Here is a 14,332-nt window from a genome sequence, read left to right as displayed (position 1 = left end):
AAAGCAGCCGCGCGCCCATGAGCCGCGCGGGCAGGAGGGATGCCAAGAGCCGTCATCTTGAACTCCCACACTGCCCTCATCCGGGCACTGAACTGAGATGGACCTGCACCCTGACATCCGTATCGACCGCGCCTCGGCCGCCCAGCCTGAGGAATTGCTGGCCTACCTGAACGAGCTGCAAAGCCAGCCGTTCGCCGCCGATCCGCTGGGCACCATCACCCACTTCGCGGCACCCACGTCGCACACGGCCGCCCTCACCGAGGGTTGGTCGCCTGCGTCGTCGCCCCTGGTGATGGGCAACGAATTGCCAGTCACCCAACCCGGCTGGCGCCGAGTGTGGCTCGCCCGCACCACCAACCACCAGATCGTCGGCCATGTCGACCTGCGCAGCCACCCGGTGCGCTTCGACGTGCGCCGGTGCCTGCTGAGCATGGCGGTGCGTGAGAGCCAACGCCGCCGGGGCATTGGCAAGCTGCTGCTCGCCCACGCGGAACGCTGGGCCGCGGCCACCAATGTGTTGCGCCGGATCGACTTGCAAATCCGGCCCAACAACGTGGTGGCGCTCGCGCTGTGCAGGCGGGCTGGCTACGCCAACTCGGGCGAGTTCACCGACCCACGCGTCGACGGCCGCGGCTGCGCCCGCTATGTCCGCATGGAGAAGCGGGTCTCCCATCTGCAGAGCCTGTCCTCGAGCTGAGCTCGCCCGGCACTCGGCGCCCCCACAGGCGCCAGGTGCCTTGCATCGCCAGGTGGCGGGCCCGCGACAGCCCGGCCGCCCGGCGCTTGCCGCCCAGCCAGGCTGAGCGGCGGCCAGGGCCTGCGCACGGAAAGCGCACGGCTCATCCACGAACCGCGGTGCCTTGCGCCATCCGCCGTCGTGTTGCACCTGGTAACTCGTCAGCTGGTGGCCTTCTCCTTCGGGAGCGACCACGGCCCACCGGCGCCAGCGACCGTGCTCATGGCGGGGCGCATGAACGAGCCATTCATGCGCCGCTGCCGCTCGTCAAGACCCTGGCCGCGGGCAGGCCTTGTGCGTCATTCGGCGCCGCCTGAACTGCGAACCACAAAAACGACAACGTGGCAAATGCCGACAGGGCCATGACGCGACGCCTGTTGAACATGCTAAATCTCCAGTGAGGGGTTTCGTTGATGGGCGCGAGCACCCGGGGCATAGTCGACAGGGGGCGGCCAGGCATTACGGCGAGACACCCCCCATGAACACGGCCCCCGTTCATGTAAGTTGGCAGTCCGTCATCACGACTCAGCGCGCCGGCGCCTGCCCTCGCGCGAGATCTGCGTTGCGTGGAGATTCAGACCGCGATCAATTCACAGAATGCATAAGCCATGACCCTTCAACTCACGACCGAGGCCAGTACCACGCTCGTCGACAACCGATGAACCACCAGGTGCACAGGCCACCCGCCCCCATCAACCAGGACTTCTCGGTGTGGGCGCCTGCCCGGGCCAAGCTCGAAGCCCTGAGAGCACTCGACGCGCAGTGCCAGATCTTTGGCGCCGACCATCACCGCCACCACGCGGGCCCTTGCCTCAATGACACCCAGATCGCCGTGACGGAGGCCCGGCTGGGTATGCGTTTACCTCATGAGCTTCGAGGCTATTACCAGCAGATTGGCGACGGTGGCGTCGGCCCCCACCACGGCATCGTGGCGTCATCGAAGCTGGCCATGGCGGAGAGCGGCTATCTCTTCGTCTCTGACCAGGGCGGCGACCATCGCACCTACCTCAGCGCAGACCGTGGCGTGGTCGCCTTCAGAGACATGGATGACGATGAGGGTTTCTTCGCCACCGGGATGTCCTTCGCGGCGTTCTACAACGATTGGCTGGACGGCGAACTGGCCGCCTTCAACATGGTCCTCGGCTGGATCGACGCCGGCTGGAGCGTCGAGCGCATCGATGCCGAACTGCTTCATGCCACCGGGCGGCACGACGGGCGAGACCGCGTCTTGAGCCTGATCAATGTGGCCAAGCCGGCAGACCTGGTCGATCACTCCGAGTCAGAGGCCCTCCACGAGCCAGTGCCTTGGCCCTGGTACGAACAGCGGCTCAGCGAGTTTCGGCAACGCCGAAGCGGCCTGAGCCTACGCCCTGCCCCCAGCGCGCAGCGCCCCGGGTGGTGGCAGCGTTGGAAGTTCTGGCGATAGCGCCACGCGCGTCAGCGGGGCGCTGGCGATGCCCCTGTCGCGCCGGCGCTCAGCCGCGCAAACGCGCGATGGCGGCAGCCAGGTTGGCGCGAGCCGCTTGCTCCAGCGCGTCAAACGCCGGCGCTGAGTGATAGAGCCGATCGCGCTGAAGGAATTGCGCCAGCACCTCGGCCCGGCGTTCCCGGTAGACCGCCTCGGGCACCCAGCCGTACTCGGCACGCACATCGCGGTCGTATTCGTCAAAGCGTGCCGGCGTGGCGCCGAGCACGGCCAGGTCGATGTCCACCAGCAACTGCGCATCGGGCGTGTGGGCCGGCGCATCGTGGCAGGTGGCCATGACCAGCTCGTGCACCCGGTCGGCGGCCTCCGGTGGGGCACCATGGGCACGCATCACCGCCGCGGCGCGATCTGCGCTGCGCCTCTCGTTGTCGCTGGCTTTCGGGTCGTAGACGATGTCGTGGTACCAGAGCGCCAACCCCACTTCGCCCGGCCGCTGGGCCAGGCTTCGCCAAGCCTGCCAGCGCTGAAGGCATTCACGCAGGTGGCGCAGGTCATGGTAGTGGCGCCCGGGTTCGCTCCAGGCGGCCAGCACTCGGGCCAGCTCATCGGCGGGCGCAGCCACACCCAGGTCAGCCCAACACTCCTGCCACCACAGCGGCGCCTCTTCCAGATCTCGTGGGGTCATGGTGGTGTGTCGCGCTGGCAGCGCCCTTGCTTTTCGAACCAATAGACCACATTGCCGACGATCACGATGCTGCCGGAAATGACGGCCGAGGCGGCGGCCGTGGCACCGGCCGCCGCCAGCAGCGCCCCGCAGCTGCGATCGGTGCAGCCACGGATGGCCGCGATCTGCACGGCCTCGAGATCCATGGTGCGGGCCATCACCCGGCAATCGGGGTCGTAGACCTCGGTGGTGCGCGGCACCACCACGCACGCCTGCAAGGCGGCGAGCACTGCGACAGCGGCCAACCTTAAAAGCCATGCCACCAGGGCTTCGGTCAACCCGCCGCTCATGGGCGCGGCCGACAACATGGGGCAAGGTTCGACGGATTCATCCGCGCATTCTCGCCAGATCCGGCGAGCAGGCACCGCGCACCGCTCACGCGCCACGCCGCGCGCGCCGCGGCGGCTCGGGCTCGGTGGCGCCCAGCGCCCGCACCACGTGCTCGACAAATCGCGCCAGCTTGGGCAGCGGCCGCCGATCCGAGGCGTAGACCAGGTTCACTGCGCGCGGCTCGGGCAGGCAATGGTGCAGAACGGGCACCAGGTGGCCCGCGGCCAGGTCTTCGGCCAGCAGGACTTCGGGCTGCATCACGAGCCCCAGGCCCGCCAGGGCCGCACGGCGAAGCCCGTCGCCCTGGTTGCAGACAAAGCGCGCCGAGGCGGGCCATCGCACCGCAGAGCCGCCGTCGTGCAAGGTCCACTCGTTGCGACGCTGCCACACCGCGTGGCTGAGGCACACATGCCGCGAGAGGTCCGCCGCGCGCTGGGGCACGCCGTGCTGCTTCAGATAGGCCGGCGAACCCGCAATCACCATGCGGTATGGCGTGAGCGGGCGAGCCACCAGGCTCTCATCGCTCACACGGCCGATGCGAATGGCGGCATCCAGGCTTTCGCCGGTCAGATCGGCCACGCTGTCGGTGAGCTGCAGGTCGAGTCGAACCTGTGGATGCTCGTGCAGAAACTCGGCAGCGAGGGGGGCGATCACCAGGCTACCGAGCGTGACCGGCGCGCTGACGCGCAGCAGCCCCTGGGGCGCCTGCCGGCTCCGCTCGACCGCCGATTCGGCCCATCGCACCTGCTCGAGCACGCGCTTGCAATCGTCCAGGAAGCTGCGTCCCACCTCGGTCAAGCCCTGGCTTCGCGTGCTGCGCTGCAAGAGCCGGGCACCCAGATGCGCTTCCAACTGCTGCACATGCTTGCCGACCATCACAGCCGACATGTCCAGGGCCTTGGCCGCGGCGGCAAAGCTGCCCGCATCGACCGCCGTCACGAACACTTCCATGCTGCGCAGTTTGTCCATCACCGCCCCCTAACTCCACTCGACCCACTGGCTGTCTACCCGCCCTGCTTCACTCGATCTATTACTAACCCATGGTTAGCTTTGAGTGAACCGAGCCGTACTTTATGCCACGAACGGTTGCTAACAGAATGCAGTCCATCCACCCACCACCTCGAAAGACCACCATGAAGATTCTTCTCATCGGCGCCCATGGCACCATCGGCCAAGCGGTCGCCAGCCAGTTGTCCGCCCGCCACCAGGTGGTCACCGCCGGGCGAACCCGCGGTGACCATCGCGTCGATCTGGCTGACGATGCCAGCGTGGCTGCGCTGATGAAGGCCGTCGGCCCGATCGACGCCATCGTCTGCACGGCCGGCAACCTGCACTTCGGCCCCTTGGCCGACATGACGGCAGAGCAGTTCAACATCGGCCTCCAGGACAAGCTGCTCGGACAGGTGCGGCTCGTGCTGCACGGCGCACCGACGCTGCGCGACGGCGGCTCCATCACGCTGACCAGCGGCGTGCTTGGCATCGAGCCCATCCGCAACGGCGCCAACGCCACCGCGGTGAACGCCGCGCTGGAAGGCTTCGTCACGGCTGCCGCGATCGAACTGCCACGAGGGCTGCGCATCAACGTCGTCAGCCCCACGCTGCTGACCGAATCGCTGGACACCTACGGCCCCTTCTTCCCCGGCTTCGAGACCGTACCCGCCAACCGCGTGGCCCTGGCCTACCAGCGCAGCGTTGAAGGCGCGCAGACGGGACGCGTCTATCGCGTGATGTGAGCGATCTCACCGTCGCCCACGCTCTAACGAGTGAAAGACACTGACGTCTCCTGATGAGTCCGGCAACGTGATGTTTGTTGAAGCCTCATCACCATGTGGTGCCTATAGTCGTCGCGAACACCACGCTTCGATTCACCCACGATGAGGTTTCTCATGGATTCGCTCCAACCCGCCGCGCGGCAGACCGCCCGCCTGTCTTCCCTGACGGCCCTGTCGATGGCCTGCGCCGTCGCACTCGGGGCCGGTCTCCTGGCCGCCTCCCCAGCCATGGCGGCGTCGGCTGCTGCTCGCCCTTGGGTGTCGGGCCAGCAGACGGTGCCCTACTTCAGCATGCAGGAAGCGGTGAAGGAGGTCGTCAACGTTGAGACGGGCTTCGATCGCGAGAACGACGGAAAGATCGACACCCTGCGTGTGGAGATCACCCGGCCCAAGACGGCACCTGGCGCGAAGGTGCCACTGATCATCCACGCCTCGCCCTACTTCTTCCAGCAGCCTCGCGAAGCCTGGGAGACCGAGTTCTTCGTACCACGCGGCTATGCCGTGGCGACCGTGTCGCTGCCAGGCACCGATTTCTCCACCGGCTGCGCCGACGTGGGCGGCAGCCGCGAGGTGAAGGGCACGAAGGCCATCATCGACTGGGCCAATGGCCGAGCCAAGGGCTTCCATGAAGACGGCACGCCTGCCGACGCCACCGAGTGGACGAACGGCAAGTCCGGGATGATCGGTGTGTCGTGGGACGGCACCATCGCCAATGCGGTGGCCTCGACCGGCGTGCAGGGCCTGGAAACGATCGTGCCCGTGGCCGCCATCTCCAGCTGGTACGACTACACGCGTGGCCACGGCACACCGTTCTACGCGGAACACGTGACCTTCCTGAACGACTACGTCAGCCACTACGACAGCACCGTCTGCCGCGACCTGACGCCGAAGCTGCAGACACAGTCCGACGACCCGACCGGCGACTACAACAAGTGGTGGTCGGTGCGCGACTTCCGCCTGGACGCCTCGAAGATCAAGGCCAGTGTCTTCGTCGTGCACGGCCTGAACGACGAGAACGTGAAGACGCGTCACTTCGGCGAATGGTGGGATCTGCTGGCGCAAAACGGTGTCCAGCGCCGGCTGTTCCTGCACCAGGGTGAGCACGTGGAGCCGTTCTACGACTACGGCGATGCCTACAGCACCCCGCTGCTGCAATGGTTCGACTACTACCTGCAAGGCATTGACAACGGTTTGCCGAACGAGCCCCAGGCCATCATCCAGCGCGAAGACATGAGCTGGTCGACCGATGCCGTGTGGCCCCCCGCAGGCACCGCCGATCAGAAGCTCAAGCTCACCTCGCCGCTGGGTCGCCGGGCCGGCGCGCTCAGCCACCAAGCCGCCGCGCCGATGGCCTCTGAGCGCTACCTCACGCTCAAGCAGGCCGCGGCCTACTCGGCAGACTCGATCGTGGCCAACCCCACGCAGCAGCGCGATGACCGCCTGGTGTTCCTGAGCGACAAGCTGATCGATCAGGTGCGCGAATCCGGCACCGCCACCCTCACGCTGCGGGTGAAGGTCGATCGCAAGGCGGCCGGCTTCCAGGCTCGTGTCGTCGACTACGGCAGCACCGGCAAGGCCTTCATCGTCTCGCGCACGATCGCCGACCTGGGGCACTTCAAGTCGCTCAAGCAGAAGCAGGAGCTCGAGCCGGGCAAGTGGTACACGCTGACCTGGGAGATCAACGCAGATGACCGCATCTTCGCCGCGGGCCACAACCTGGGCTTGGTCATCACGGCTGAGAAGCCCAACCCGCTGATCGCCTACGAGCCGGTCACCGCCACCATCGATACCGAGAAGTCGTGGATCACGCTGCCGCTGTCCGGCAGCCTGCCCAGCCTGGCGAGCCTGGGTGCCGCGCGCGAGCTGGCCCCGATCGTGACCACCTCGGTCGGCCCGCGCGGCCCGACGAGCGATGTGCGCGAGTTCGTGCGCGAGTTCTTCGAGGGTTCGAAGAAGTAAACCTCACGGCAGCGGCGCAGCAGCGGTTTCAGGCATGGCGGCTCGGCCGCCCTGCCTAATCGCTGCCTTGCTGCCCTGCTGCTGCAGTGATGCTTGAAGAGGCCCGCCAGTCCAGTGCTGGCGGGCCTTTTCGTTTCAGGCCCGCCGAACCGGCAGGCTGGCCTGGGGCATGATGCGGCTGGCGGCAGCCGATGCCGCGATCGACTCCGCCACCCGCCTGCGCACGCCTTTCCGTAACGGCCCAGCACTCGGCTGGCGTTTGGCAACCCGGCGTCAAAGCGCGGTGGCATCACTGATGCAGTGAGACCATGTGCGCTTGCGGCGGTTGGTTCGTTGCCGGCACCAGCGTGATGACCACGTAGTAGCCATTGACGGCGAAGTTCAAGGCGGGCACGGGCACCGACACATTGGCGATCGCGCCAGCCGCAGGGCTTGCCACGCTGGCGACCACCGCCGCGGCGCCCGTCACCTTGTTCTTCGCGTACAGCGTGGCCACCACGCGGCCGCCCACCGTGTCCAGGTACTGCAGGGTCAGGTAATTCCAGGTCGTCACGGAGGTGGCGAACGAGTCCAGAACATTGCAGGTGTAGCGCACCGTGCCCGAACTCGGGTTGTTGGCCCGGATCGAGCCGTTGGCGGTATTGATTTGCACCATGCTGAGGGCGGGCAAGCTCGACGGCGCGCATGCGGCTGCCACATGCTGCCAGTCGTCCACGAACTGCGCCCGGGCGCTGCCTGCGCTGAGCATGGCCGCCATGGACAGCGCGGCCAGCGCGATGAATCGGTTCCGACTACTCATGATTCTCTCCTTGGGGGGTGATGTGAGGTGCCGGGCCAGGACATCAGCGTCGGCCTATGTAAGAACGACATGAGCGCGCCGAATCCGGACACGCCCGCCGGGCACGGGGAGCGAGGCGTGCCCTGCCGGACAAGAAGCGACGAGGTGACAACCGTGTACACACATCGCGTCTGCGGTGCGCCAGAATGAACCGGTGCCTCAACGGGTGCTGTATGCCGGTGCCGGCGCCGACGCTGCCAATTCAACCGCATGTCAGTGATGCCGCAAACGAACATCGCTCCCGGCTCCTCAACATCGTTCAGCCGTCAGTTGCTGTGGCCTGTGGGAGGGCTGGTGGTGCTGACCTTCGGCATTGCCTCTCTGCTGGGCAGCGTGTTCGGCTCCAATGCCACCCACTTCCTCGTCCAAAAGATCGTGTCTCAGGCCAACGAAGGGCTGGAGACCCATTTGCGGCGTTACCTGGAAAAGCCGCACCTGCTGACGCGCATCAACGCTGACGCCCTGCACAGTGGCCAGATCACCACCAGCTCATTGTTCGCCGCGCCGGAGCACTGGTTCGCTGACCAACAGCAGCAGTTTCCGGAAGTCGACGACATCTACTTCGGCCGAGCCGACGGCGCCATTGTCGGCATCGACAAAGTGCGCGGGCGCAGCGTGTTGAAGCTCACCACGGCATTTCCCCGACGTGAATTTTTCGAGCTCGATGACCAGGGCCGCCGCGGCCCGGCCGTAAGAAGCGAAGACTACGATGCCACCCAGCGCAACTGGTACCGCGCCGCGATCACCAAGGCGGGCCCGGTCTGGAGCGACGTCTACGTGCTGCTGAACCGCGGTGAACTCGGTATCAGCGCCGCACGCCCCGCCATCGATGCAGCCGGCCACACGGTGGGTGTGATGGGCGCGAACTTGACGCTGAGTTCAATCTCAGAGTACCTGCGCGAGCACGCCATTGGGCCCAGGTCAGTGGCCTACATTGTTGAACGCAATGGCCAACTGGTGGCGACATCCGCCTCGACCCAGGACCTGGTGGGCAGCGCGGGCGATGCCAGACGCGCGCGCGTGCAAGCGGCAGAGGCGAGCAACCGGCTTGTCGCGGCCAGCCACCAGGCATTGATGCGTGCCGGCGAAGCGGCTGCCGACGCGGCGCACGGCCCCATGGAGATGGACCTCGACGGCGAGCGGCTCTGGATCTATCGCAGCGCCTACCGTGACGCTTTGGGGCTGGATTGGAGCCTCGTCACCGTGGTCGACCCTGAGCCGTATCTGCAAGGCGTGCGTCAGCTCGCTCTGGTCACGCTGGCGCTGGGCGGCGTGGCGCTGGGCCTCTTGCTGTTCATGGTGCCGCGCTTCACGCGCAAGATGGCGCTCCCTCTGAAGGCGCTGGCAGAGGCAAGCGGCCGCGTGGCTGCGGGCGACTATGGGACCACCGTGCCAGTGCAGGGCAACGCACGAGAGATCGACCAACTGGCGCAGGCCTTCAACGACATGTCCCGCAGTCTCGTGCAGGCGCGAGATCGCCTGCTGAAGAACGCGCAGGATCTGGAGAGCCAGGTGCAGGCCCGCACCGCGGAGCTGACCCAGCTCAACGGGCTTTACGAGAACGAACGCAACCGCGCGCAGGTCGCCAGCGAGAACAAGACCCGCTTCTTGGCGCACGTGAGCCATGAAATCCGCACGCCCTTGAACGCCATCTCCGGCCTGGCGTATCTGCTGCGCAGTGAACCCGATCGTGCAGATGCCGCCGAACAATTGCTGCGCATCGAATCGGCCAGTCGCTTCGTCGCCAGCATCGTCAACTCGGTGCTTGAGTTTTCAAAGATCGAAGCCGGCGGCGTGGAGTTGCAGCAGGTGCCACTCCATGTTCCCGCCATCATCGACCACGTGACGGGTATGCTGCGGCAAGAAGCGCAGGCGCGTGGATTGCGGCTGCACGGCCGCGTGGGCCCGATGCCCGAGGGCCTGGTGGGCGACCCCATGCGCCTGCAACAAGCCTTGTTGAATCTGGCGTCCAATGCCGTGCGGGCTACCGCCCAGGGCAGCGTGACGGTGGAGGCGATGGCCAGCGACGTCGATCACGTGTCGGCGACCGTGCATTTCAAGGTCACGGATACCGGGCCGGGGCTGCCGGCCGACAGCCTGGAAGGCTTGTTCGAACGGTACAAGCAGGGCGACCAGGCCCGGGGCAGCGTGGGCCTGGGCTTGGCCATCACGCGGGAACTGGCACGCAGCATGGGCGGCGATGCCTGGGCTGAGAGCGTGCTGGGCACGGGCAGTTGCTTCAGCTTCAAGGTGCGTCTGGCACGTTTGGCGCCGGCTCCGGACGCGCCGCAACCTGCCCAGCAGGCTGGGGCCGCAAGCGATCAGCCCAGCCCATCCGGAGCGGCCGCATTGCGAGCGCTGCTGTCAGCCTGCACGCGTCCGCCCCGCGCGCTGGTGGTGGACGACGATGCGGTGAATCAACTGGTGGCCCAGGCCATGCTCCAACAGGCCGGCCTGAGCGTTGTCACTGCCAGCGGCGGTGCAGAAGGCGTTCAAGCGGCGACGGCAGAGCACTTCGACGTCATCCTGATGGATGTGTCCATGCCCGGAACCGACGGCCTGAGTGCCACACGGCAGATCCGCGCGACAGCGCTGAACGCAGACACGCCCATCATCGGCTTCTCGGGTCATGCCTTCGACGATGACCGGTCGCGCGGCCTGGGAGCCGGCATGAACGACTTCCTGATCAAGCCCGTAGATCCCGACCAGTTCTTCGGCGCCGTGAAGCAAGCGTTGGCGCGCCGCATCTTGCCTGCCGGCGTGTGCTGATGGGGGTGGAGGCCCTTGCTTCTGCCCCCTCCCCTCCTTGCTGGCTGTTCTCACGCCGGCGTCAGTGTGGCGATCAACTTATCCAGGCCCCGCCGGACGTCTTCTGCGCCATGACGTCCGCTCCCGCGCCGAGCCTGGCGTCGGATGGGTCTCGCGCGGGGCCTCGGCGCCACCTGCCGGCAAATCGGGCGTCATCCTGTGCATGACTGTCCTGGATTCGCCGCATGCACAGGTGTGCGAAGAATCAGTGAAGAAGGCGAAGTGCGCGTCGCGAGCCCGCCGGGAAATGACTCGCTCGCTGGCGCCGCAATGAGGTCGAAAGACTGTTCTGGCACCACAAGGGCGCTGTTGGCACCTAACGGCCCGCAAGGACGTGGTGCCTGTGTTGCACCTGGGCCAGGTAGGCGTTGAGCTCGGCTTTGTCTTTCATCGCTTCCCGCTTGGGCTTCATTTCCCTGTACGCGTCAGCCCACTGTTGGCGAAAGCTGTCGAGCTCAGCGGCATCGAGGCGGCTGGAGCCCGGCGGTGCCAGCGGGCGCTCCAGCGCCACACCGTCCCGGGCGTAGCCGGCCAGCGTCTTGACGGTGTATTTATCGCGTCCGTGGAAGACGCTGGCCTCGCTTTGCGTGCTGGTCACTACCGCCTCGGCAATCTTGACCGCCAGGCCGGACTGGCTGTACCGAAGCGCCTGCGGCGAGGGGATCAACAGATGGCCCCGATCATCCCGGCCTTCCTGTTGGCCGTTGCACAACACCAATGAGTGGTCCCGCAGTTGCTCACAGTCGTTCTTGAGGTACTCCTTCATCGAAGCCATACCGAGTGAGGCACATTCGGTGTCCCCAGCTTGCGGATGTGCCGATTTCGAATTCGAGTGGGTCAAAAACACGTTCAAGTCCATGGTGGCCATCAGCTGCCCGCGGCTGGCAAGCTTGACATCAACCATAAAGGACGAAGGCAATGGGTATCCAACGAGGTTCAGCAATCGGCCAGACGGTGTGGCGATGAAGGCATCCAAGTGCCCCATTCCTGACGAGATGGCCTGGGCCTCTGCCGGGCTCACCATATTGGTCACCAACAATGCGGCGATTGGCTTGCCCGACCGCTGCGCATCCATCGTCAAGGCCTGCAACTGATCGGCCACCGCTGTCGTTCTTCCCGTCGTGATGGTTCGGACATCCACCCCCAGCTTCGATTCGTAGTGAGTCGCCAGTCTTTGGATCTGCTCGACCGTCAACTGTTGTTGCTGTTGGCGCTCTTCAGGCGTCAGCTTCGGCGGAACCAGGGGCCGGCTGGCCAGGAAGGCCTCCTTGTTGGCCGAGACAGCGAGGCGAGCCGGTGTGGCCGACGCGGTGCCTGCGTCTGCCTCGGCTGCCGCAGGGCGCCGAGATGGCAACGGAGACGAGCCCTCGCCCAGGCCCGGCCTCGGAGTGGCAGCTCGACGTGTTGGAGTGGAATCACCTCGAGGGCGCGCCGTGTGCGCGCTCTCCGCCACGTCGGTGGCGTTGCAGCAGTTGCCGAAGATCTTCATGGTTGAGGCCCGCCCAAGAGTCTGAGATGACGTTGAAGGAATCCTCACGCAGCGGGCGCGCCGCCGAGGGTCGAGGACGAAGCGATGCCTCCGGAACCGAAAGGACGCCCGGCGCCGAAGCTGGCGGGTCTGGCCCAAGGTGATCTCCACCGGTCTCGCCCTCGCAGTCGACGGTGCGCGGGCGACGCGCATCGATACAGGCGTTCAGATACAGCGATGGCGGCCAAGTCCCGCTTGCGCGAAATAGGCACCCGGTGGTCGACTCAAACTGCGGCTGCATTTATCGACAACAGCCTGCCAGTCGATCTACTGGGCCAGCTCAGCCAACTCGACCAACTCGTGACCGTGGTTGATCAGGTCGACCAGCTCGGTGCGAAACAGGTCGTGGACGCTGGGCTCGCCAGCCGGCTTCGGACCCATTCAAACCTCGGTGCAGTTCGCAAAGACTCAATATCCATCGGGCCCGATTCCTGCGAACTCCACCATCGGCAATCGCCCGAAACACCAGCATTCATGTGGGTTGTGGGCGGTGCGGCCGCTTTGCAGCGGTTGCAGTCACCGGGCCGCAGCCTGAGAACTGGCCGCTGTCGGCCAGGAGCAGCCTCTCGCGAGCGTTAGGTTTGGGGCGGCCGATCGGCAACTTCGCTTCACTCGGTCAGGTCCATCGAGTCGATGGGGCTACGCACGGCGGCTCCCCCGAGCCGAAGCACATGGTGGAGTTGCGGAAGTGAAGCCTAACCCCTCCGTCAAGGGGACGTCCCGCAAGCGGTACGCCCCTTACGTCGAACGTTAGGCGTCATGGCAATGCAGCGCAACGCCCAGCAGCAAGCTGCCGACACTCGAGCCAAGATCAAACGAGCAGCTTCAATCGGTACCACGATGCCTCAGTGGCTTCGCTTGTCACTGGAATCGCATGCTTTGGCGCCTCAAGGCGGCTTGTTGGTGCACTACTGCTTGATAGAGGAACAGGAAGGACATCTCCATTCGGGCATCTGGCTTACCGATTCGTTGGAGTTCTGGGAGTTTGAGGTTATGGTTTCGTACGGTCAGCAAACCGTCAATGTTGAAGAATTCACCAATGCCACAGCGTCGCATCCAGTCATCGCGAGACTGCCCGGAACTGGCCCATCTTTCGGCCATTTGGCTTGCCAAGTGCTACGTGAAACGCGTGACGCCTAACCCCTCCGTCAAGGGGACTGGCCTGCGGCCAGCCCCTTCCGTCGAACGTTAGGCCTCAGAAGGCGCTACATGTCACTCGATCGCCGGAGTCTGCTTCAGAACTGTGCTGCCTTTTCGGTATATGCATTGGTCGCGGAGCTTGCATTCGCGAGACCTCGGACATCCAATCTGCAAGCCCGCCGCTGGCTCGCCGCGCAGAACGATCTCGCCGATCTGCTTTCCGCGGGCAAGATGCGCCCATCAGACTGGCATCGCGAAGTCAACGAACTCTCAGAGCAAGTCGACCTGGAATCTCTTGCCTTCGAGTTGAGGCGCGCCCGAATCAGGGACGCAGGCGCTCCTTTCGGACACGATCCGCAGAAGCGATATGTCACGGTCCTCGGGGAGGATGGGCTCCCGCTCAAGCTTGGCTACGGACTCGCACTGTTCGACTTTGGGCCAAACAGTGTGATCACTCCGCACGCACATCGATACATGGCCAGCGCACACATGGTCATTGACGGTCGCGTGAGGGTCCGTACCTTTGACCGGGTCAGGGACGACGAAGGCTTCCTGGTCATCCGACCGACCCAAGACGTCGTAGCCGAGCCAGGGCACTCCGCTGCAATGACTTCAACCACCGACAACGTCCACTGGTTTGCTCCCAGGTCCAAACGAGCCATGACCATTGACGTAATCATTGATGGTCTCGACAAGGGCAAAAGTCGCTACCTGATCGAGCCCGTCGATCCGCTGCGAGGGAGGCGACTCGCAGACGGTACGATCCGAGCGCCCCTTGTCTCCTTCGAGCAATCAATGGAGCTTTACAGCGCGGAAAGCTGAGGCCTAACAGGTCGTTCAACCGGACCGCCAACGGCAGGGCGCCTTGGCCGCGCGGCGCCTTTGGTTCATCATGCACCGCGCGGCCAAGGCGCCCTGCCGTTGGCGGCCGGTTAACTCTGCGCTAGGGAAGGTCTGCAGAAATCGCGCGGCCTGGTGCTTGGCGGGAAGCTGAAGTGCTGAGACGATATGGCGCATGAAACAACACAGCCTGGGCCTGGGGACGACGGCCAAGCGCACGAGGCGACGAGA

The 14,332-nt window shown here is 65.5% G+C and carries 12 protein-coding genes; 7 read left to right on the top strand and 5 right to left on the bottom strand.

The window, feature by feature from the left end:
- The first annotated feature begins 97 nt into the window (after nucleotides 1-97).
- On the top strand, nucleotides 98-697 hold the full coding sequence (locus AACH06_RS28055) for a GNAT family N-acetyltransferase (RefSeq protein WP_341429118.1): 600 nt from the start codon (nucleotides 98-100) through the stop codon (nucleotides 695-697).
- Nucleotides 698-1,394: 697 nt separating this feature from the next.
- Nucleotides 1,395-2,162: a hypothetical protein gene (locus tag AACH06_RS28050; RefSeq protein ID WP_341429117.1), complete on the top strand. Its 768-nt coding sequence runs from the start codon at nucleotides 1,395-1,397 to the stop codon at nucleotides 2,160-2,162.
- Nucleotides 2,163-2,211: 49 nt separating this feature from the next.
- Here the strand turns inward: AACH06_RS28050 and AACH06_RS28045 are convergent, their stop codons facing one another.
- The 3 genes from AACH06_RS28045 to AACH06_RS28035 all read right to left on the bottom strand — a co-directional run bounded on the left by AACH06_RS28045 (nucleotide 2,212) and on the right by AACH06_RS28035 (nucleotide 4,185).
- The gene (locus tag AACH06_RS28045; RefSeq protein ID WP_341429116.1) at nucleotides 2,212-2,847 is read right to left on the bottom strand and encodes an HD domain-containing protein; all 636 of its coding nucleotides are present in this window, start codon (nucleotides 2,845-2,847) and stop codon (nucleotides 2,212-2,214) included.
- Nucleotides 2,844-3,194: a hypothetical protein gene (locus AACH06_RS28040; protein ID WP_341429115.1), complete on the bottom strand. Its 351-nt coding sequence runs from the start codon at nucleotides 3,192-3,194 to the stop codon at nucleotides 2,844-2,846. Before AACH06_RS28040 ends, AACH06_RS28045 begins: the two co-directional genes overlap by 4 nt.
- A 67-nt stretch (nucleotides 3,195-3,261) precedes the next feature.
- The gene (locus AACH06_RS28035; RefSeq protein WP_341429114.1) at nucleotides 3,262-4,185 is read right to left on the bottom strand and encodes a LysR family transcriptional regulator; all 924 of its coding nucleotides are present in this window, start codon (nucleotides 4,183-4,185) and stop codon (nucleotides 3,262-3,264) included.
- A gap of 164 nt (nucleotides 4,186-4,349) precedes the next feature.
- Between AACH06_RS28035 and AACH06_RS28030 the strand changes: the two genes are divergently transcribed.
- Nucleotides 4,350-4,949: a short chain dehydrogenase gene (locus AACH06_RS28030; RefSeq protein ID WP_341429113.1), complete on the top strand. Its 600-nt coding sequence runs from the start codon at nucleotides 4,350-4,352 to the stop codon at nucleotides 4,947-4,949.
- A 153-nt stretch (nucleotides 4,950-5,102) separates the two neighbouring features.
- Nucleotides 5,103-6,947, top strand: coding sequence for a CocE/NonD family hydrolase (locus AACH06_RS28025; RefSeq protein WP_341429112.1), 1,845 nt, complete (start codon nucleotides 5,103-5,105; stop codon nucleotides 6,945-6,947).
- A gap of 289 nt (nucleotides 6,948-7,236) precedes the next feature.
- Here the strand turns inward: AACH06_RS28025 and AACH06_RS28020 are convergent, their stop codons facing one another.
- Nucleotides 7,237-7,746: a hypothetical protein gene (locus AACH06_RS28020; RefSeq protein ID WP_341429111.1), complete on the bottom strand. Its 510-nt coding sequence runs from the start codon at nucleotides 7,744-7,746 to the stop codon at nucleotides 7,237-7,239.
- A gap of 258 nt (nucleotides 7,747-8,004) precedes the next feature.
- On the opposite strand from AACH06_RS28020, the gene AACH06_RS28015 reads away from it, so the two are divergent.
- On the top strand, nucleotides 8,005-10,554 hold the full coding sequence (locus tag AACH06_RS28015; RefSeq protein WP_341429110.1) for a hybrid sensor histidine kinase/response regulator: 2,550 nt from the start codon (nucleotides 8,005-8,007) through the stop codon (nucleotides 10,552-10,554).
- Between the two features lie 355 nt (nucleotides 10,555-10,909).
- Here the strand turns inward: AACH06_RS28015 and AACH06_RS28010 are convergent, their stop codons facing one another.
- Nucleotides 10,910-12,082, bottom strand: a complete 1,173-nt coding sequence (locus AACH06_RS28010; protein ID WP_341429109.1) for a hypothetical protein — start codon at nucleotides 12,080-12,082, stop codon at nucleotides 10,910-10,912.
- Between the two features lie 804 nt (nucleotides 12,083-12,886).
- Here AACH06_RS28010 and AACH06_RS28005 point away from each other — a divergent pair.
- The gene (locus AACH06_RS28005) at nucleotides 12,887-13,261 is read left to right on the top strand and encodes a hypothetical protein (RefSeq protein WP_341429108.1); all 375 of its coding nucleotides are present in this window, start codon (nucleotides 12,887-12,889) and stop codon (nucleotides 13,259-13,261) included.
- Between the two features lie 69 nt (nucleotides 13,262-13,330).
- The gene (locus AACH06_RS28000; RefSeq protein ID WP_341429107.1) at nucleotides 13,331-14,083 is read left to right on the top strand and encodes a cupin domain-containing protein; all 753 of its coding nucleotides are present in this window, start codon (nucleotides 13,331-13,333) and stop codon (nucleotides 14,081-14,083) included.
- Nucleotides 14,084-14,332 lie beyond the last annotated feature (249 nt).

It is taken from the genome of Ideonella lacteola, from assembly GCF_038066555.1.
In the GTDB taxonomy this organism is placed as follows: Bacteria; Pseudomonadota; Gammaproteobacteria; order Burkholderiales; family Burkholderiaceae_C; genus Ideonella; species Ideonella lacteola.
Note: the sequence above shows the minus strand (reverse complement) of the source record. Positions and strands in the feature narration are given on the sequence as shown.